This is a genomic window from Ilumatobacteraceae bacterium (assembly GCA_033344875.1).
In the GTDB taxonomy this organism is placed as follows: domain Bacteria; phylum Actinomycetota; class Acidimicrobiia; order Acidimicrobiales; family Ilumatobacteraceae; genus Ilumatobacter.
The window spans coordinates 4,433,981-4,453,397 of the sequence record JAWPMO010000001.1 but is presented as its reverse complement, the minus strand read 5'-3'; the positions used below and the strand labels follow the sequence as shown (position 1 = coordinate 4,453,397).

The following is a 19,417-nucleotide window of genomic DNA, read 5'->3' as shown; positions in this document are numbered from 1 at the left end:
GTCTCGGGTCGGACGTGGCCCCGTCATCGGGCGGCCCAGACGTGCTGCGCCGTCATCAGGTCGAGGTGTCCTCCGCCGCCGTTCTCGAACAGCGTGATCGCGCGGTCGTCCGTCCGGCCCGAGTGGAGCCCTTGACACAGTTCGTACAGATCGGCGCGGACGTGCGACGCGTCGATCAAGCCTGCCCGCATCGGACCGACGATGTCGCCGCCCTCGTCGATCGCCGCCCCGCGCGAGTCGACGAACAGCTCTGACCGGAGCACGGCGCGATCGTCGACTTCGCGAAGTTCGGGCAAATACGCCCCGACACAGTCGAGGTGGGTCCCGGGGCGCAGCCACCCACCGAGGACGAGCGGTTCCCTCGACATCGTGGCGGTCGAGATGATGTCGGCCGCTCGGGCGGCAGCTTCGAGATCGTCGACGACGTCGTCGGCGATCCCGGCGTCGACGAGCGCACGCGCCTTGGCGGCCGTGCGGTTCCACACGACGACCCGGTCGATCGACGGCCGCACCGCTCGATGCGCTGCGATCAGATGTGGAGCGAGTCCACCGGCGCCGACCATGAGGAGGGTGCGGACATCGTCACGAGCGAGCATCCGCGCTCCGAGCGCCGAGTCGGCAGCCGTCTTCCGATAGGTCAGTTCCGTTCCGTCGATCAATGCGAGCGGGGAGCCGTCGGTGCCGTCGAAAAGCAGCACGAGCGCCTGCACCGACGGGCGACCGTGTTCGGGGTTGTCCGGGAAGATCGTCGCCAGCTTGATCCCGATCGACGCACCGGGCTGCCATGCCGGCAACGCCATGAACCTCTCGTCGGCGCCGTCCGGCCCGTAGACGATCCGCTCGCACACCGCCGGCGGACGCTGGTGCCCGTCGTACAGTGCATCGACGAGATCGGCGTACGGCGCGGCGCGAGCGACGTCGGCCGCGTCGAGGATCGTGATGTCGTGGAGTCCGTCCATCGGGTCAGCCGGTGCCGTCGATCGCTGCGTGGGTCATGCACGGCCCAGTCTCGCGCGTGGACCGGCCGCCCGGACGGGCGCCGACCGGCTCGCGCCGAGGTGTTTGGACGTTCGGTGACCGGGTACGACCGGCCCATGACCGAGATCAACACCGACACCAGCAAGCAGCAGGCCGAGAAGTTCACGGAGGTGTCGGCCGGTCCCGAGCCGACCGCCGCGGAGGAAGCGGCCGCCGAACGTGCGGAGCAGGACGTCGACCTGGACCAGGTCGCCGAGCACTACGACGACATGACCGACAAGGGCAAGAACGTCCAGGGCGAAGGCGACGTCACCTCCGGCGTCTGAGATCGGCGGGCCGCGATGGAGTCGGGTGCGACCGTGTCGCACCCGACTCCGTTGCATGTGACCGGCGCTCGCCGTCGTGTCGACCGATCGCTCGGTCGTCGAGCGGTCCCCCCGGCGGGTCGGTCAGATGGCGCCCTGCATGCGGGCAGCCGACACCGTGTTCTCGAGCAGGCAGCCGATGGTCATCGGACCCGTGCCACCCGGCATGGGTGTGATCGCACCGGCGACCTCCTGGACCGCGTCGAAGTCCACGTCACCGACGATGCCCGACTCCGACCGCGACACACCGACGTCGACCACGGCCGCGCCCGGCTTCACGTGGTCGGCGGTGATCATCCGTGCCTGGCCGGCGCACGCCACGATGATGTCGGCCTCCCGACAGACCGCGACCAGGTCGGCGGTACGAGAGTGTGCGAGCGTGACCGTGGCGTCGGTGCCCTTGCGTCCGAGCAGCAACACCTGCGGCAATCCGGTGAGCGTCGATCGACCGACGACGACCGCTCGTCTGCCCGACGTCTCGACGCCGTACCGCTCGAGCAGGCGCATCACGCCGAGCGGCGTGCACGGCACGTGCCCCGGCAGATCGCGCACGAGTCGGCCCATCGACCGTTCGGTGAGGCCGTCGACGTCCTTCTCCGGTGGGACCAGCGCCAGGACCGGCTCGGGGTCGAGGTGCCCGGGAAGCGGCAACTGCACGAGGATGCCGTGCACCTCCGGGTCGTCGACGAGTGCCTGGACGGCGGCCTCGACCTCGGCTTGGGTCGCGTCGTCGGCGAGTTCGACACCCTTCGAGATCAGACCGGCTTCCTCGGCCTTCTTGTGCTTCATCCGCACGTAGATCTGGCTGGGGCGGTCGGCACCGACCAGCACGGTGGCGAGGCACACCGCCGGGTTCCCCATCCCGTCGAGCTCGGCGCGGATCCGGGCGACGGTCTCGTCGCGCAATCGGTTGCCGTCCATCAGCACCGCACCGCCGGGCGTCCGTTCGAAATCGTCACTCATGATCTGCCCAGTCTCCATGTCGAGTCGTGCCTGGCACAACTCGTGATTCAGCTGAGTCCGACGATCTCGCCATCGTCGTCGAAGTCGATGCGAGATGCGGCCGGCGACTTGCCGAGGCCCGGCATGGTCCGCATCTCGCCACAGATCGGGTAGACGAACCCGGCGCCGACCGACGCACGCGCCTCGCGGACGGTGAGCGTGTGCCCCGTGGGAGCACCCTTGAGTGAGGCGTCGCCCGAGATCGACAGGTGGGTCTTGGCGATGCACACCGGCAGGTTGCCGAAGCCGTTCGCCTCGTAGTTGGCGAGTTGTTTGCTGGCCGCTGGCGTGTACTCGACCCGCTCGGCACCGTAGATGGTGGTGGCGACCGACTCGATCTTCGACTTCAGGCTGTCGTCGTCGTCGTAGAGGTAGTGGAACCCGCTGTCCTCCTCGCACGCCTCGATCACGGCCTGGGCGAGATCGGTCGCGCCGGCGCCGCCGTCGCTGAAGTGCGTGCACACCGCGACGCGGGCACCCATCTGCTCGGCGATCCGGCGGATCTCGTCGTGCTCGCTCCGGTGATCGGTCGGGAACGCGTTGATCGCCACCACCGGGGTGACGCCGTGGGCTTTCACGTTCTCGATCTGCTTGCGCAGGTTCGCGGCTCCGGCGGCGACGTCGTCGGGGTTCTCGGCGAGGAGGTCGTCGGGGAGATCCTTCCCCGCGACGATCTTGTACTTGCCGGAATGCGCCTTGAGCGCCCGGACGGTCGCGACGAGCACCGCGGCGTCGGGTCGCAGTCCGCTCGCCCGACACTTGATGTTGAAGAACCGCTCGGCACCCATGCCGGCCCCGAACCCGGCCTCGGTGATGAGGTAGTCGCCGGCGTGGATGCCGATCAGGTCGCCGACCACCGACGAGTTGCCGTGCGCGATGTTGCCGAACGGGCCGGCGTGCACGATCACGGGCGTGTTCTCCAGCGTCTGCAGGAGGTTGGGTGCCAGTGCCTCTCGCATGATCACCGCCATCGAACCGGCACCGCTCAGCTGCTCGGCGGTGACCGGCGTGCCGTCGGGGGTGTACCCGACCACGATCCGGCCGAGGCGGGTCCGCATGTCGTCGGGCGACGTGGCGAGGGCGAGGATCGCCATGACCTCGGATGCCGCCGTGATGTCGAACCCGGTCTGACGGACGACGCCGTCCATCTTGCCGCCGAGCCCGACCACGATGTTGCGGAGCGCCCGGTCGTTGACGTCCATGACCCGACGCCAGGTGATGTTGTCGATGTCGAGGTCGAGGTCGTTGCCGTGGAACAGATGGTTGTCGATCATCGCCGACAGGAGATTGTGCGCCGCGGTGACGGCGTGGAAGTCGCCGGTCAGATGCAGGTTGAGCAGTTCCATCGGGATCACCTGGCTGTAGCCGCCGCCGGCGGCGCCGCCCTTGATCCCGAACGTCGGTCCCATCGACGGTTGCCGCAGCGAGATCACCGCGTTCTTGCCGACGTGCTGCATCGCCTGGCCGAGTCCGACCGTGGTCGTGGTCTTGCCCTCGCCGAGCGGGGTCGGCGTGATCGCGGTCACCACGACGTACTTCGCCTTCGGCCGACCGTCCAACTCCTCGATGGCGTCGAGCTTGATCTTCGCCAGCTCGCTGCCGTACGGCTGCAGCAGATGCTCCCCGATCCCCATCTTCGCGGCGATTTCGGACATCGGCTTGGGTGACGCTCGACGGGCGATCTCGAGATCGGTGGGAAAGGACATCTGGCAAACCCCCATGGCTCAGTACCGGACAACGACGTCGGACAGTGTCGCACGGATCCAGTCGTTCCACAATACGGAATGGTTCCGCTTGGTGGAACCACCGCCTCCGGGGTCGCGGCTAGTCTCGGCGCGATGGGACGTCGACCGCACCGCCCGATGGCTCGCCTCACCCGCCCGCTCGTGCGTGACGACGGTGTGCTGCGCCCGGCATCGTGGGACGAAGCGCTCGATCGAGCCGCCTGGGGTTTCCGCCGGACACTCGACGAACACGGCGGCGGCTCGATCGGGGTGTTCTCCTGCTCCAAGTCGACCAACGAGATGAACTTCGTCGCCCAGAAACTCGCCCGCACCGTGTTCGAGACCAACAACATCGACTCGTGCAACCGCACTTGACACGCTCCCTCCGTGGTCGGTCTGGCCACTGTCTTCGGAGCAGGCGGCGGTACGTCGTCGTACCAAGAGGCCGAGGCCGCTGACGTGATCGTCATGTGGGGCTCCAACGCGCGCAATGCGCACCCGATCTTCTTCCATCACGTGCTCACGGCGATCCACAACGGCGCGAAGCTGTACGTGGTCGACCCGCGCCGCAGCGAGACGGCCCAGTTCGCCGATCGTTGGCTCGGCCTCCACGTCGGCACCGACATCGCGCTCTCCAACACGATCGCTCGCGAGATCATCCACGCCGGCCTCGCGAACCTGTCGTTCGTCGAACGGGCCACCACCGGCTACGACGAGTACGCCGCCTCGGTCGAGGACTGGACGCTCGAGCGGGGCGAGCAGGTCACCGGCGTGCCGGCCGACGCGATCCGTGAGCTGGCCCACGCCTACGCCACCGCCGATGCCGCACAGCTGTGCTGGACGCTCGGGATCACCGAGCACCACAACGGCGTCGACAACGTGCTCGCGCTGTGCAACCTGGCGATCCTGACCGGTCAGGTCGGCCGGTTCGGCGCCGGGCTCACACCGCTGCGCGGCCAGAACAACGTGCAGGGCGGCGGCGACATGGGCGCCCTGCCGAACAAGCTGCCCGGATTTCAAGACGTGGAAGACGACGAGGCCCGCGCCAAGTTCGAGGCCGAATGGGGTGCTGCCGTGCCGCCACGGAACGGCTGGCACCTGACCGAGATGTTCGAAGCGATGGAGCACGGCGAGCTCCGCTCGGTCTTCGTGATCGGCGAGAACCCGGCCCAGTCCGAGGCCGACGTGAGCAAGGCGATCGATCTGCTGTCGAGCCGCGACCATCTCGTCGTACTCGACATCTACCTCACGAAGACGGCCGAGCTCGCCGACGTCGTGCTGCCCGGCAGTGCGTCGTGGTGCGAGTCAGACGGCACCGTCACCAACTCCGAGCGACGGGTGCAGCGCGTCCGAAAGGCGCTCGACCCGCCGGGCGAGGCACGCGACGACATCGACATCCTGCTCGACCTCGCCACCCGTCTCGGCCACGAGTGGCAGTACGACGACCACGAGCAGATCTGGGACGAACTGCGCCGCCTCTCCCCCATGCACGCCGGCATGTCGTGGGACCGGCTCGACGAACTCGGCGGCATCCAGTGGCCGTGCCCGTCCGACGACACGATCGAGCCGCCGTTCCTCCACGGTCGGTTGTGGGCTGACGACCCCGCCGACCGTGGCCGTCCTGCGCCGTTCTCCGTGGTCGTCGACGACCCGCCGGTCGAGTCGCTGAGCAAGGAGTTCCCGCTCCGCCTCACCACCGGCCGGCGCCTCGACTCCTACAACACCGGCGTGCAGTCGGGCGGCTACCGCAGCCCGAACCGACTCGGCGAGACGGTCGACATCTCCCCCGAAGACGCCGAGCGGCTGGCGATCGCCGACGGCGAGATGGTCCGCGTGTCGTCGCCTCGCGGCACGATCGACGCGCCGGCCCGGGTCGACCCCGGTCTGCGTCCCGGGCTCGTCTTCATGACGTTCCACTTCCCCGACGAGGTCGACGTCAACCAGCTCACGATCGACGCGACCGACCCGCGCTCCGGAACCGCCGAGTTCAAGGCGGCCGCGGTGCGGATCGACAAGTTCGTCTCACCCGTCGGCGTCTCCGGCTGATGGACGTCGTGACCCGGGGCGTTCCCCCGACCACCCCCGAGCGCGAAGCGGTCGCATCGGTACTCGGCCCAGCCCCGGAGCGTGACGTTCACGACGGCGTCGGTGGGCACACCTTCCGGGAGCAACGGCACCTGCTGCTCCCCACGCTGCATGCCGTCAACGATCGGGTCGGGTGGTTGAGCCAACCGGCGATCGACCACATCGCCGAGCGGCTCGACCTCGGTCCGGCGGAGGTGTACGGCGTCGCCTCGTTCTACGCGCTCTTCTCGATGGACGAGCGAGCCGCCCACCAGACCCATGTGTGCGTCGACGTCGCGTGCCGATCCGGCGGCGGCCTCACCGCACCCGACCTGCCCGCTGATGCCCACCCGTCGCCGTGTCTCGGGATGTGTGAGCGGGCGCCGGCGGCGTTCGTCACCGAAGCCGGCGCACCGCGCCGTCAGGCGGTCGCCGGCCACGTGACCCCGGTCGACGTGCAGCGCTTCGCCGACGGCGGGTTCCCCGACCCCGAGGACGACCCCGCTGCCGCGGTCCCCCAGGCGGGCGGCGACGAACTCGTCCTGCTCCACCGCGCCCGCCGCATCGATCCGCTCGATCTCGACGGCTTCCTCGCCGATCGCGGCTTCACCGCCCTCACCCGTGCGAAGGCACTCGGTCCGGAGGCGACGATCGCCGCCGTGACCGACTCCGGTCTGATCGGTCGGGGCGGCGCCGGCTTCCCGACCGGCCGCAAGTGGGAGGCGGTCCGCACCCAAGAGGCAGGGCCGCACTACCTCGTGTGCAACGCCGACGAGTCGGAGCCCGGCACGTTCAAGGACCGCGTGCTGATCGAGAACGATCCGTTCACCCTGATCGAGGCGATCTGCATCGCCGCCCACGCCACCGGTTGCGAGCAGGGCTACATCTACCTCCGCGGCGAGTACCCGCGCGCCCGCCGAACCCTCGAGTGTGCGATCGCGGCCTGTTACGAGCGCGGCCTGCTGGGCGGCGACACCGGGTTCGACCTCGCGCTCTTCCTCGGGGCCGGGGCGTACATCTGCGGTGAAGAGACGGCGATCTTCAACTCGATCGAGGGCTATCGCGGCGAGCCGCGCAACAAGCCGCCGTTCCCGTTCCAGGCCGGCCTGTTCGGCAAGCCGACGGTCGTCAACAACGTCGAGACCCTGATGAACGTGCCGTACATCCTGCTCGACGGCCACGCGGCGGAGCACCGGGTGTTCTGCCTGTCCGGCGCCGTGCGCCGGCCGGGCGTGTACGAAGTGCCGTACGGCGAGACGCTGGGCGACCTGGTCGAACTCGCCGGCGGGCTGCGCGACGGTTCCGAACTCCGAGCCGTGCTGCTCGGTGGCGCCGCCGGCAACTTCGTCGGGCCCGACGATCTCGACCTGGTGCTGTCGCCCGACGACGTGCGCGCTGCCGGCCTGTCGCTCGGCTCCGGCGTGGTGATGGTCGTCGACCAACACGCCGACCTCGTCGACCTCGTCAAACGGATCGCTGCCTTCTTCCGCGACGAGTCGTGCGGACAGTGTGTCCCCTGTCGGGTCGGCACCGTGCGGCAAGAGGAGGCGATCGACCGGATCATCGCCGGCACCGACCGCGAGGTCGACCTCGCACTGCTCCAGGAGATCGGCACCGCCATGCAGGACGCCAGCATCTGCGGACTCGGTCAGACCGCCTACAATGCGATCGAATCCGCCGTCGTCCGCCTGGGGGTGTTCTCATGACCACATCGCGAGTTGTGCCAGGCACAACTCGCGATGCGGTCGAGTTGAACATCGACGGCCGCGACGTCAGCGTGCCGAAGGGTTCGACGATCCTCGATGCGTGCGGCGGGAAGGGTGGCGACATCCCCACGCTCTGCTACGGCGACACGATCACCCCGAAGAACGCCTGCCGGGTGTGCATGGTCGAGGTCGAGGGCTCCCGGGTCCTGGTGCCGTCGTGCTCCCGCGAGGTCGAGGACGGCATGGTCGTCACCACACGGTCCGAGCGGGTCGACCATTCCCGCAAGATGGTCCTCGAGTTCCTGGGGTCGTCGGTCGATCTGTCGCTCACCGACGGCGTCGACGACTGGAACACCGAGTACGGCGCCGACCCCACCCGGTACGGCAGCGATGCCGCCACCGTCGCCGATCAACCGGTCAAGATCGACAACGACCTGTACGTGCGCGACTACGCCAAGTGCATCCTCTGCTACCAGTGCGTCGACGCGTGCGGCGAGCAGTGGCAGAACAGCTTCGTGATCGAGATCGCCGGACGCGGGTTCGACGCCCGGGTGTCGACCGAGAACGACGTGCCACTCCCCGACTCGGCGTGCGTCTACTGCGGCAACTGCATCCAGGTCTGCCCGACCGGGGCGCTCATGTTCAAGTCCGAGCACGACATGCGCGAGGCGGGCACCTGGGACGAGGCGGCGCAGACCACGACCGACACGATCTGCGCGTTCTGCGGTGTCGGCTGCAACCTGACGCTGCACGTGCAGGACAACACGATCGTGAAGGTCTCGTCGCCGCCCGACAGCGAGATCACCCACGGCAACCTGTGCGTCAAGGGCCGCTTCGGGTTCCAGCACGCCCAGAACCTGCCCGACTGAAGGTACCCCCGCACGGCGAGACGTGCTGCACCGCTGCGACGGGCCGGCTCCGCCTTCGTCCTCGCGTGGGACGAACTCGCTCAGGTTCCTTCGCGTTCGATCCGTCGGTCGCCGAGGCGACTGCGGAAGCGGTCCATCACCCTGCGGAGGCGGATCAGGGGCTCGCGCGTCGCCGACACCGCCGTCCCGGCCGCCTCGGGAAGCGCTGGTTCGTCGGTCCGGTGGGCGCGTCCGTGTTCGAAGAGGTGGTCCCAGCGGTCGTCGAGGGCGGCGAGCGCGTCATCGACCGGGACCGCGACGAGCAGCCCGTCCGGCGCGACCGGAGCGATCACCCCGAGCCGCTCCAGCTTCCCGACGGCGTCATCGACCTCGAAGTCGATCTCACGTTCGCAGTGCCGTCGCAGCCAGCGTTCGACGCGCTCGTCGAGTTCGTCCGCTGAGATCGGCGTCGCACTGTCGAACAGGAACCGAGCGCCCAGCACGACCTCGACGACCTCCTGCTCCTCGGCCGAGGCGAGCAACTCGTGCAACACGCCGCCGCCCGTCCCCAACGTTCGGAAGTACAGATTCTCGGTCAGGGTCTTCCAGTACTCGATCCGGCGGTTCTTCAGTTTCGTCCACTGTCGAACCACGAACACGCCGAGCGTGAACGTCCCCGTGGCGAGCAGGACGAGCGCGGCTTGATCGAGTTCGGGCTCGTCGTCGCGCAGCCCGAGCCAGGCCGCGAACAGCAGGAGGATCAGACCCAAGGTGGGCAGGAGCTTGGTGGCGAGCACGACGACACCGGAGGCGATGGCCGGCACCCCCAGCACGAGTCGGTCGACGAATCGGAACCTCACCTGCACCGATGGCAGCAGCATCTCGATGTCGGCACGTGGCACATCGACGAACTGTTTGAGCGACGCGTGGCCCGGCACCAGGTTCCGGTCGGCAGGATCGATCCCGCGCGAGTCGAACCAGGCCGCGTCCTTCACCCGGGTGTGGACGACGACCCGATCGTCGATCGTGATCTCCTTGCGCTCGGGTGACCGGAGGCCCTTCCATCGTTCGAGTTCGACGGTGTCGACGTGGGCACCGCGGTGGTACACCATCAGCTCGTCGTAGTCGTCGAGGTCGACGTCGAGACTCACCTTCAGCAGCGACTCGCGTTCGAGCGCGTCTTCGAGCTCGGCCATCGACAGCGTCTCGTAGTTGGCGCCGTCGAGCAGACCGCTCAGCTCGCTGCTGAACCGGTCGGCGACGTCACCGCCGTCGGCGAGATGCTCCCAGAGCTCGACGATCGTCTGCTCCCGATCATGGAACTCGAAGTGGTACAGCGCAGCGACGAGCCTCGAGAACTCCCGGAAGCGATCGGGCGATCCGGTCGGCGCCTCGGCGTGATCCCACGGATGTTCGGCGAGCGCCTCGGTCAGCGCGCGCACCCGCTGCGGTACGTAGCGGGCGGCCTCGATCACTCGGGTCAGGGTATCGGCAGCTTCGGGAGCGCTCAGTCGTCGGCGAACTCGGGCACGACGTCGGGATTGTGATCGATGACGACCGGTGTCTCGCGGAGCTCGTCGGCGCTGAGATGGCAGAGCGACTCGTGGCCGGGCGCCAGCTCGACCATCGGCGGCTCCTTGACGTCGCAGAGCCCCGGCATGAACCGGTGGCATCGGGTGTGGAACACGCAGCCCGATGGTGGGTTGGCCGGGCTCGGGATCTCGCCGCTGAGCGGGATCCGCTCGCGGACGACCCCGTCGACGTTCGGCACGGCCGACAGCAGCGCCTCGGTGTACGGATGGTTCGGGCCCTCGAAGATCTGGTCGGTCGTACCGATTTCGACGATGCGGCCGACGTACATCACGGCGATGCGGTCGGCGAGATACCGAACCACGCTGATGTCGTGGCTGATGAACAGGTAACTCGTGCGCACGTCGCGCTGGAGTCGGGCCAGCAGGTTGAGGATCGCGGCCTGCACCGACACGTCGAGTGCCGAGGTCGGTTCGTCACAGACCACGACTTCGGGGTTGCCGGCGAACGCACGGGCGATCGCCACCCGCTGCTTGAGGCCACCGGACAACTGCCGGGGACGCATGTCGAGGTGGCGGGGCGACAGTCGCATCGCTTCGGCGACCTCTTGGGCCCGGGCATCGGCTTCGTCGCCCTTGAGCCCGGTGAGCTTGGTGATCGAGCGCACCAGGATGCGGCGCACCGTCCACGCCCGGTTCAGCGCCGAGTCGGGATTCTGGAACACCATCTGGATGGCCTGGATCGACTCGTCGACCCGCTCGGTCGACTTGCCCTTCATCTTGCGGCCGCGCAGTGTGATCGCACCGCCTTCGTCGGCCTCGTGCACACCCAGCATCGTCTTGGCCAGCGTCGACTTACCGGAGCCCGACTCACCGACGAGTCCGAGCGTCTCGCCATCGGCGAACCCCAGGTCGACACTCACGAGCGCCGGCACGTCGTGGCCGCGCTGCTGGAAGGTCTTGGACACACCGTGGACACCGATGATCTCCTCGGTGCCGATCTCGTGATCCCAGTCGGTGTCTTCGGGCTCGGGCACCTCGTCGATGCGGTCGGGATAGTGGCAGCGGGTCCAGTGTCCGTCTTCGTCACGGTCGACCACCGGCGGCACCTCGGTGCGGCACAGATCGGTGGCGAGCGGGCAACGGGCGACGTACACACACGTCGGGAGCGGATCACCGATCTGCGGCAGGTTGCCGGGAATCGCGAACAGCTCGCGGTCGGTCTTGCGGATGCCGTGGCGGGGGATCGAGTTGAGCAGCCCGACCGTGTACGGGTGGCTCGGGTTGTCGAACACGTCGGCGACGGCGCCCTCTTCGATCACCTTGCCGGCGTACATCACGCCGACGCGGTCGCACATCGTGCGGATCACGCCGAGGTTGTGAGCGATCAGGAGGATCGCGGCACCCGTTTCTTCGCGCAGCTCGCGGACGAGGTCGAGCACCTCGGCTTCGACGGTGGCGTCGAGGCCGGTCGTCGGCTCGTCGAGCACGAGCAGCTTCGGATCACCGGCGAGTGCCATGGCGATCACGACGCGCTGCAGCATGCCGCCGGACAGCTGGTGCGGGTAGCGCTCCATCACGCTCTCGGGCGCCGCGATGTGCACCCGCTTGAGCGCCTCGATCGCCGAGTTCTTCGCTTCGCTCTTCGACTGGCCGAGCACCTCGAACGACTCGGCGACCTGCCGACCGATCTTCAGCACCGGATTCACGGCCTGGACCGGATCCTGATACACCATCGACGCCTCGTGCGCACGGAAGTACCGGAGGTCGCGAGCCGACATCGTGGTGAGTTCGCGGTCGCCCGCGGTGACACTGCCACCGTCGATGCGGCCGTTGCCGGGCAGGTACCGGAGCGCGGCGTACGCCGTGGTCGACTTGCCGCAGCCCGACTCACCGACGAGTCCGTACGCCTCGCCTTCACGAACTTCGAACGAGACGCCGCGCAACACCTCGCGCGGCGTACCTCTGACGATGTACGACATCTGGAGGTTGTCGACCGACAGTGCGGCCGCGGTGGTGCGAGGATCGTCGGTGACGGTCATGATTTCAATGCCTTGTCGATCGAGTCGGTCACGAGGTTGACGCCGATCACGAGACTGGCGATCGCGAGCGCCGGGAAGATGGACGGCCACCAGATGTCGCGGACGATCTGCGTGTAGTTGCCGGCGACGTCGATCCCCCAGTCGGCATCGGTGAGGTCGGCACCGACGAATCCGAGGAACGCCAACGTGGCGTAGGTGAACACGGCATAACCGAGGCGCACGGTCAACTCGACCACGACGAGCCCGGTCACGTTCGGCAGGATCTCACGGAGCACGATGAACAAGCCCGATTCACCACGCATCTTCGCCGAGGTCACGTAGTCGAGTTCCGACTCGGCGATCGCCGCCGAGCGGATGGTGCGGGTGATCGCCGGGACGAACAGCACGGCGATCGTGCCGATGATCACCGCCCGGGAACTCCCGAACGTGAACACGACGAGGATCGCCATCAGGATGACCGGGATCGACAGGATCGCCTCGATGACGCGACTGATGATCTCGTCGACCAACCCGCGGTAGTAACCCATCACCAGGCCGAGGGTGGTGCCGACGACGATCGCGAGGGCGGTCGCGATCGGAGCGACGATGAGGATCGGGCGGGCACCGTAGATCAGTCGGGCGTACACGTCGAAGCCACGGCCGTCGGTCCCGAGCCATGCGCCGTCACCCGGGTTGGCTCGAGCACCGGCATCGGTGAACTCCTTGGGGCCGACCGAACTCAGCAGGCCCGGGACGATCGCGGCGATCAGCCAGAAGCCCACGATGATCACACCGATGATGAAGCCGGGGCTCTTGACCAGCACCATCGTCTGCTCGCGACGCACCTGCTTGCGGGTCGCTGCCTTGGGTCCGGGTTCGTCGACGGGGGTGGCGGCCCCGCCGGCCGTCGCCGTGTCGACGTCGAGTCCGGGTGCGGCGTCTTCAGGTCCTTCGGTCATGCTGGATCAGCCCTCCCCGATCGTCAGTCGCGCTCTCGGATTCATCCAGGCGATCAGGAGATCGGCGGCGAGCGTGGCGATCATGTAGATGATCGCCACCGTGAGCACGCCGGCCCGGAGCACGGGATAGTCGGCACGGTCGACCGCTCGGATGATCAGGTTGCCGATGCCTTGGTACTGGAACACGATCTCGAGGGCCACCATGCCGCCGAACAGGTAGCCGAGCTGGGTACCGAGCACGGCGACGGTCGGCTGGAGGGCGTTTCGCATCACGTGCCGGCGGAAGACGGAACCGGTCGTCAGCCCGCGCATGAACGCCGTGCGGGCGTAATCGGCCTCGAGCGCGTTGATCGTTCCGGCACGGGTGATGCGGGCGATGTACCCGAAGTACACCATCAGGATCGCGAGGACGGGCAGGAGGAGGTGTTGGATCTGGGTCGGGATCCCCGACCCGGGTGGTGCCGCCGCCTGGACCTTGAAGAAGTCGAACCTGACCCCGAGGAATGCCAGCAGGAACACGCCGGCGACGAAGTCGGGAATCGCCGAGAACGCGAGACCGGTGTTGACGATCGTCCGATCGATCCAGCTGTCCTTCTTGTACGCCGCCACGAGGCCGCCGAGAATCGCCAGCGGCACCATCACGAGCAGCGACAGGATCACCAACTTCGACGAGTTGGCGAGCGCGTCGACGACGAGACTCATCACCGGTTCGCCCCTGGCGACCGACGAGGACTCGCCGAAGTCGAACGTGACCGTCGACTTGGTCAGCTTCGCCAGCTGGGTCGGCACCGAATCGTTGAGGCCGAGGTCCTCGGTCACTTCGGCCAATCGCTCGGGCGACGCCGTGCCGCCCGCGATCTTGCGAGCCGGGTCACCGGGCGCGATGTTCGGGATCAAGGTGACGATCACGAGGAGGATCACCAGGGTCACCACCGCGAACAGCAGTCGACGAACGATGAATTTCACCACGAGTGAAGCCCCCCAGGGTTGTGCTCTAGCAACATTGTGTCAGACCTGACGGGCAGGACCCCGAACTGGGGTCCTGCCCGACCGGTCGGTGTGGACCGCGAGGTGCGGTCAGCCCTTGGTGGCGTTCTGGAAGTACAGGTGGCCGAGTGCGGTGGTCTGGATGCCGTCGACCTCGGTGCTGTGTCCAGCCAGGTAGTTGAAGAAGGAGTGGTAGCACGCCGGCGCATCCTCGTGGAGGAGTCGCTGGATCTTGCCGACCGCTGCCTTCTGTCCTTCGACGTCGAGCGACGCCTGGTACTCACCGAACAGCGTGTCGAACTCGCTCGACGCATAGTTCGACGAGTTCCAGTCACCGCCGGTCGCGAGCGCACGACCGAAGTACACGTCGGGCGTGGGCCGGTGGCCGTAGTCGACGATGCCGATCGACGCCGACGTACCACACGGCTGGGTCGGGCCGGTCGACTCGGTGCACCAGTACTCGCCGTAGAAGTCGGAGTTCGGCGACACGCCGACCTGCACGTTGATACCGACCTCGGCGAGGTTGGCCTGCACGATGGCGGCCAACTGCGGCACCTCACCGATCTCGCCGACCTGCAGCACGTCCTCGACGCCGCCGTCGTAGCCGGCATCGGCGAGCAGCTGCCGCGCCATTTCGGGATCGTACGGACGCTGTTCTTGCGTCTCGTCGAAGAACGGCAGCGTCTCGGAGATGGGGTGATCGTTGCCGATCACGGCCTGACCCTCGTAGATCGTGTCGACGATCTGCTGGCGGTTGACCGCGTAGCAGACGGCCTGACGCACGCGGGGGTCGGTGAACGGACCGCCCTCGGGCAGCTGGGTGTTGAACCAGAGCTGACGGTGGTTGGCCGACGGCGGACGCATCACCACGACGTTGGGATCGTCGAGCAGCGTCGCGCCGTCGTTGATCGTGAAGTCCTGGATGACGTCGATCTCGCCGGCGGCGAGCGCGGCGACCTTGGTGCCACCGGTGTCGAATCCCTGCAGGGTGACCGAGTCGAGGTTGACGCTGCCGCCCCACCAGTCGGGGTTGGGCACGAACCGGGCACGGAAGGCACCCGGGTCGAAGTCGTCGAGCATCCAGGCGCCGGTACCGGTGGTGCGCTCGTTGAGCACGGTGCCACTGGCGTAGTCGGCCGGGGTGATGAGCGACTGCGGGTTGAACAACGACAGGAGCACGGGCAGGTTGCCGTTGGGCGAATCGAGGTTGACGACGAAGGTGAGATCGTCGATCGTCTCGGTGTTGCCCTCGCTGACCACACCGGCGAGGCCGGCTCCGACCGCAGCCATGCGGTCGATGGTCGCCGTCGCGTCGGCCGACGTGAGCGTGCCGCCGCCCATCCACTGAACTCCCGGGCGGAGGGTGAAGGTCCAGGCGCTGCCGTCTTCGTTCGGCTCCCACGACTCGGCGAGGCCGGTCGCGGCGATGTTGCCGTCGTCGCCGAGGCCGACGAGGTACTCGAAGCTCTGCGAGAGCACGCAGTACGTACCCAGGTCGAGCATGTTGAGCGGGTCGAGACCCGATGTGGCGTCACCGGTCTGGATACCGGCGATGATGTCGCCGCCACCGGCGGCGGGCGTCTCGGACGTGCCGTCGTTCGTTGCGTCGGCGGTGTCCTCACCGCCGGTGTCGTCGGCGGGTGTTGCGTCGTCGTCGTCGCCGCCGCATGCGGCGATGATCGAGCCCATGAACGGCACCGACAGGCCGATCATCGTGCCACGCTTGACGAAATTGCGACGGCTGATTCGGCCCTTCGCATAGTTCTCGACCAAGTCGAGTTCCAACGGCGACGCGCTCTCGCGCGCTCGATCGAAACGCTTCCAATCCATGTGTCTCCCCTTGGGTAGATGAGTCTGGTGAACCCCGGGAGGTTCCACCCAGGACTTCGACCATACCTAGAGGTAGGGGGTGGGTCAAACGTCCGATTTGGTACAGGTGTACCAAGAATTGCCTAGATGCCCGGCCCGTTCTCGTGTCGACGAGCCAGTCGATCGGCACCTGCATCGATGCCCGGCAGTTGCACCTCGAGGGCCCCGGAGTGCGCCGTGGCGAGGTCCGTGACGATCGATTCGACCTCCTCCCACGACCGCGCCCGAGGGTCGCCGGCGAGGCCGCGGTTGTAGGGCTGTTCGAACGCGATCACCGTGTTCCCGGCCGCTCGGAGTTGTTCGATGTTGTGGGGTGCGTCGTCGATGTAGGCGTCGGCTTCGACCTGGGGTTTTGCTCCGAGGAAGCACAGATCGCGGTACGGGATCTTGTGGATGTCGAGCCAGGCAGCGGTATCGGCCACGGCTTTCTCGTGCCCCCAGTGCACGTACAGACGATGGGTGATGATGCGGATCCAGATGCCGGCGTCGGACAGCCGCCACAGCGCATCGGCGGCACCCTCGATCACCGGCATGGTGCGGAACATCGCGTGCTCCATCACCGCAGTGCGGTGGTACTGCGCGTAGTCGTCGGGGCCGAACCCCCATTCGTGAAAATCCCACGAACGTTCGAGCGGCATCGTCTCCGCGTCGACACCTCGCAACTCGGCCATGATCTCGCGGAACCGCCAGGTGTGGTTGGCGACCACGCCGTCGAGATCGACACCGAGGATGAACTGCCGATCGGTCGCCATCAGAGATGCGTACCCTTCACGTCGGCGTCGGCCATTGCCGTCTCGAGCGTCACGTCAGCGACGACGACATCGACCGAGCGCCCGGCGACGATGCGGCGGCGAATCGCCCCCGAGATCGTGTCGACGGTGATCGTGCCGACGATGACGACGATCAGCGCCAGCCCGGCGAGATCGAACTCCTTGAAGTCGAACGCGCCCGAGAGCGCGCCGCCGATGCCGCCGGCGCCGACGATCCCGAGCACGGCGGACGCTCGGATGTTGATCTCGAAGCGGTACAGGAGAAACGACGTGAGCTCGGGTGCGACCTGTGGGATCACACCCCATCGCAACCGCTGCACCGCCGACGCGCCGACGGCGTCGGCGGCCTCGATCGGGCCGCTCTGGACGTTCTCGATGATCTCGTAGAACAGCTTGCCGAGGCTGCCGATGGAGCCGACGCCGATGGCCAGCACGCCGGTCATCGGGGTCAGGCCGAACACCGGCAGGAAGAGCAGTGCGAGAATGACCTCGGGCACCGCCCGCAGCACGTTGAACACCTGGCGGGTGACCCAGGCGACCGGCCGCCCGACGAGATTCTCGGCGGCGAGGAACGACAGCGGGATCGCGAACACCGCGGCGATCAGCGTGCCGATCCACGCCATCGCGATCGAGTCCCACATCAGTCCCGACAACCGACCCAAGTCGCCCCACGGCATGTCGTCGAACATGACGGTCGCGAGGCGATACATGTCGGCCGGCGCGTCGATCAACCGGCTCCACTTGAGGTCGACGCTGATCGCCGACCATCCGAACAGCACGACGAACACCGTCGACAAGACGAGCTTCATCGTGTCGCGCGCCTTCGAGGGCAGCTCGATGGTGTGATCAATCGGCGACGTCACACCAACCGCCTCCGGATGCGCACCGAGACGTACTCGACGACGAACACGACGAGGAAGAACATGAAGACGAGGCCCCAGAGTTTGTCCCACTGGCCTCGGCTCTGGAAGAACCCGATCCGTTGGCCGATGCCGCCGGCGCCGACGAGGCCGAGCACCGCCGACGCACGGAGATTCAGTTCGAAGTCGTACAGCGCGTACGAGCTGAACGCCGGCAGGATCTGCGGCACGACGGCGGTGCGGAGCACCTGCGTCTGAGAAGCTCCGGAGGCGCGGGCGGCCTCGACCGGCCCCATGTCGATACCGTCGAGGGTGTCGGTCGTGAGCTTGACCATGACGGCGATCGAGAAGAAGAACAGCGCCAGCAGACCGGGCAGCGCGCCGATGCCGACGCCGAGCACGAAGATGCCTGCCCAGATGAGGTCGGGGATCGAACGGATGACGTTGTTGAACATCCGCAGGACGAATCGCAGGCCACGGAACGGGTTGCCGACCTCGGTCGACCAGAGCGCCAGTGGCAGCGAGACGATGACTCCTGCCGTCGTACCGAGCACGGCCAGCTGGAGCGTCTCGATGAACGCATTGCGAGAACGGGTCGAGAACATCTCACCCCATCGCAGGTTCAACAGACCGTCGAGCGCTGGATTCGGGCGCTGGAGGTCTTCGATCACGCCGGTGAACGAGAACTCGACGCGACGGGCCGTGACGACCGTGAAGACGAGCGCCAGCACCCACACGCCGATCGCGAACGCCGACGGCTTGGGTTTCGACGGCAGCTGCAACTTGCGGCCCGACGGAGTGATCGGTGCCGTCACAGGGCGGCCTGCTTCTCCATCGTGTCGTCGGCGGTGAGGCTGCGCCCGTAGATGTCGCGGAACGTCGTCTCGTCGGCCGCCGAACCAGGCCCGTCGAACACGAGCTCGCCCGCGCGCAGACCGATGATGCGGTCGGCGTACTGGGTGGCGAGGTCGAGGAAGTGCAGGTTGACGATCGTGGTGATGCCGAGCTCACGACTGATCTGCTGGAGGTACTTCATCACGACGTGGCTGGTGGGCGGGTCGAGCGACGCGACCGGTTCGTCGGCGAGCACGATCTTCGGTTCCTGAGCCAACGCTCGGGCGATGCCGACACGCTGGCGCTGGCCGCCCGACAGGTTGGTGGCGCGCACGTAGGCCCGGTCGAGGATCTCGACCCGCTGCAACGCCCGGGCCGCGATCTGGATGTCGGCCTCGGGGTACTTGCCGATCAGTGTGCGCCACGTCGGCACCTGGTGCAGGCGCCCCATCAAGACGTTGTTCAGCACGCTCGTGCGATCGACCAGGTTGAAGCCCTGGAAGATCATCCCGACCTCCGACCGGAGGGCGCGCATGCCCGAACGGTTGAGGTTCGGCACGTCGTGACCGTTCACGTCGAGGCCACCGCTCGTCAGCGGAACGAGGCCGTTGATCGCTCGGACCAGCGTCGACTTCCCTGCGCCGGACAAGCCGACGATCACCACGAACTCACCGTCGTCGATCTCGAGGTCGAGATCCTTCATGGCGGACACTCCGCCGTCGTAGGTGACGTTGGCCTGCTCGAATCGGATCATGTGGGACGCTTCCTGGCAGCGGGACGACCTGACGGCGCCCGGGGGGTGACGTGGTTGGGGTGGGACCCTAGTCGGAGCCCGAACGCGGACCGGGTCCCGTCCGCGGTGCGGACGGGACCCGGTCTTCGGTACGTGGTTCTCGTGGCG

The 19,417-nt window shown here is 67.6% G+C and carries 16 protein-coding genes; 4 read left to right on the top strand and 12 right to left on the bottom strand.

From position 1 onward, the window contains the following. Window positions 1-23: 23 nt before the first annotated feature. A complete protein-coding gene (locus tag R8G01_21130; protein MDW3216509.1) occupies window positions 24-959 on the bottom strand; it encodes an ornithine cyclodeaminase family protein in 936 nt (311 codons plus the stop codon). Window positions 960-1,094: 135 nt separating this feature from the next. Between R8G01_21130 and R8G01_21125 the strand changes: the two genes are divergently transcribed. Continuing rightward, window positions 1,095-1,304 carry a hypothetical protein gene (locus R8G01_21125; protein ID MDW3216508.1) on the top strand — a complete coding sequence of 70 codons (210 nt, stop codon included), beginning with the start codon at window positions 1,095-1,097 and terminating at the stop codon, window positions 1,302-1,304. Between the two features lie 123 nt (window positions 1,305-1,427). Here the strand turns inward: R8G01_21125 and R8G01_21120 are convergent, their stop codons facing one another. Together R8G01_21120 and R8G01_21115 are read right to left on the bottom strand one after the other, a co-directional pair. Next, window positions 1,428-2,306: a bifunctional 5,10-methylenetetrahydrofolate dehydrogenase/5,10-methenyltetrahydrofolate cyclohydrolase gene (locus tag R8G01_21120; GenBank protein ID MDW3216507.1), complete on the bottom strand. Its 879-nt coding sequence runs from the start codon at window positions 2,304-2,306 to the stop codon at window positions 1,428-1,430. Between the two features lie 47 nt (window positions 2,307-2,353). Further along, window positions 2,354-4,051, bottom strand: coding sequence for a formate--tetrahydrofolate ligase (locus tag R8G01_21115; GenBank protein ID MDW3216506.1), 1,698 nt, complete (start codon window positions 4,049-4,051; stop codon window positions 2,354-2,356). 132 nt (window positions 4,052-4,183) lie between these two features. Between R8G01_21115 and R8G01_21110 the strand changes: the two genes are divergently transcribed. Genes R8G01_21110 through R8G01_21100 form a run of 3 tightly spaced genes read left to right on the top strand, consistent with a single transcriptional unit; the run spans window position 4,184 to window position 8,708 of the window. Next, window positions 4,184-6,115: a molybdopterin-dependent oxidoreductase gene (locus R8G01_21110; GenBank protein ID MDW3216505.1), complete on the top strand. Its 1,932-nt coding sequence runs from the start codon at window positions 4,184-4,186 to the stop codon at window positions 6,113-6,115. Next, the gene (locus R8G01_21105) at window positions 6,115-7,839 is read left to right on the top strand and encodes an NADH-ubiquinone oxidoreductase-F iron-sulfur binding region domain-containing protein (protein MDW3216504.1); all 1,725 of its coding nucleotides are present in this window, start codon (window positions 6,115-6,117) and stop codon (window positions 7,837-7,839) included. The genes R8G01_21110 and R8G01_21105 overlap by 1 nt, the downstream gene beginning before the upstream one ends. Continuing rightward, complete coding sequence (locus tag R8G01_21100) at window positions 7,836-8,708, top strand: 2Fe-2S iron-sulfur cluster-binding protein (protein MDW3216503.1); 873 nt, start codon at window positions 7,836-7,838, stop codon at window positions 8,706-8,708. Before R8G01_21105 ends, R8G01_21100 begins: the two co-directional genes overlap by 4 nt. Before the next feature lie 80 nt (window positions 8,709-8,788). Here R8G01_21100 and R8G01_21095 read toward each other — a convergent pair whose 3' ends face one another. From R8G01_21095 to phnC, 9 genes are all read right to left on the bottom strand, one after another. Beyond that, window positions 8,789-10,162 carry a TMEM143 family protein gene (locus R8G01_21095; GenBank protein MDW3216502.1) on the bottom strand — a complete coding sequence of 458 codons (1,374 nt, stop codon included), beginning with the start codon at window positions 10,160-10,162 and terminating at the stop codon, window positions 8,789-8,791. Window positions 10,163-10,194: 32 nt separating this feature from the next. Then, complete coding sequence (locus R8G01_21090; GenBank protein ID MDW3216501.1) at window positions 10,195-12,258, bottom strand: ABC transporter ATP-binding protein; 2,064 nt, start codon at window positions 12,256-12,258, stop codon at window positions 10,195-10,197. Continuing rightward, window positions 12,255-13,196 (bottom strand): ABC transporter permease, encoded by a 942-nt coding sequence (locus R8G01_21085; GenBank protein MDW3216500.1) that lies wholly within the window; start codon window positions 13,194-13,196, stop codon window positions 12,255-12,257. The genes R8G01_21090 and R8G01_21085 overlap by 4 nt, the downstream gene beginning before the upstream one ends. Window positions 13,197-13,202: 6 nt before the next feature. After that, entirely contained in the window at window positions 13,203-14,162 is a 960-nt protein-coding gene (locus R8G01_21080; protein MDW3216499.1) for an ABC transporter permease, read from the bottom strand. A 111-nt stretch (window positions 14,163-14,273) separates the two neighbouring features. After that, entirely contained in the window at window positions 14,274-16,013 is a 1,740-nt protein-coding gene (locus R8G01_21075; GenBank protein MDW3216498.1) for an ABC transporter substrate-binding protein, read from the bottom strand. 122 nt (window positions 16,014-16,135) lie between these two features. Then, on the bottom strand, window positions 16,136-16,804 hold the full coding sequence (locus tag R8G01_21070; protein MDW3216497.1) for a hypothetical protein: 669 nt from the start codon (window positions 16,802-16,804) through the stop codon (window positions 16,136-16,138). Continuing rightward, window positions 16,804-17,685 (bottom strand): phosphonate ABC transporter, permease protein PhnE, encoded by an 882-nt coding sequence (phnE, locus tag R8G01_21065; GenBank protein MDW3216496.1) that lies wholly within the window; start codon window positions 17,683-17,685, stop codon window positions 16,804-16,806. Before phnE (R8G01_21065) ends, R8G01_21070 begins: the two co-directional genes overlap by 1 nt. Further along, window positions 17,682-18,497, bottom strand: coding sequence for a phosphonate ABC transporter, permease protein PhnE (phnE, locus tag R8G01_21060; GenBank protein MDW3216495.1), 816 nt, complete (start codon window positions 18,495-18,497; stop codon window positions 17,682-17,684). Before phnE (R8G01_21060) ends, phnE (R8G01_21065) begins: the two co-directional genes overlap by 4 nt. Continuing rightward, on the bottom strand, window positions 18,494-19,270 hold the full coding sequence (gene phnC, locus R8G01_21055; GenBank protein MDW3216494.1) for a phosphonate ABC transporter ATP-binding protein: 777 nt from the start codon (window positions 19,268-19,270) through the stop codon (window positions 18,494-18,496). The genes phnE (R8G01_21060) and phnC overlap by 4 nt, the downstream gene beginning before the upstream one ends. Window positions 19,271-19,417: the final 147 nt, after the last annotated feature.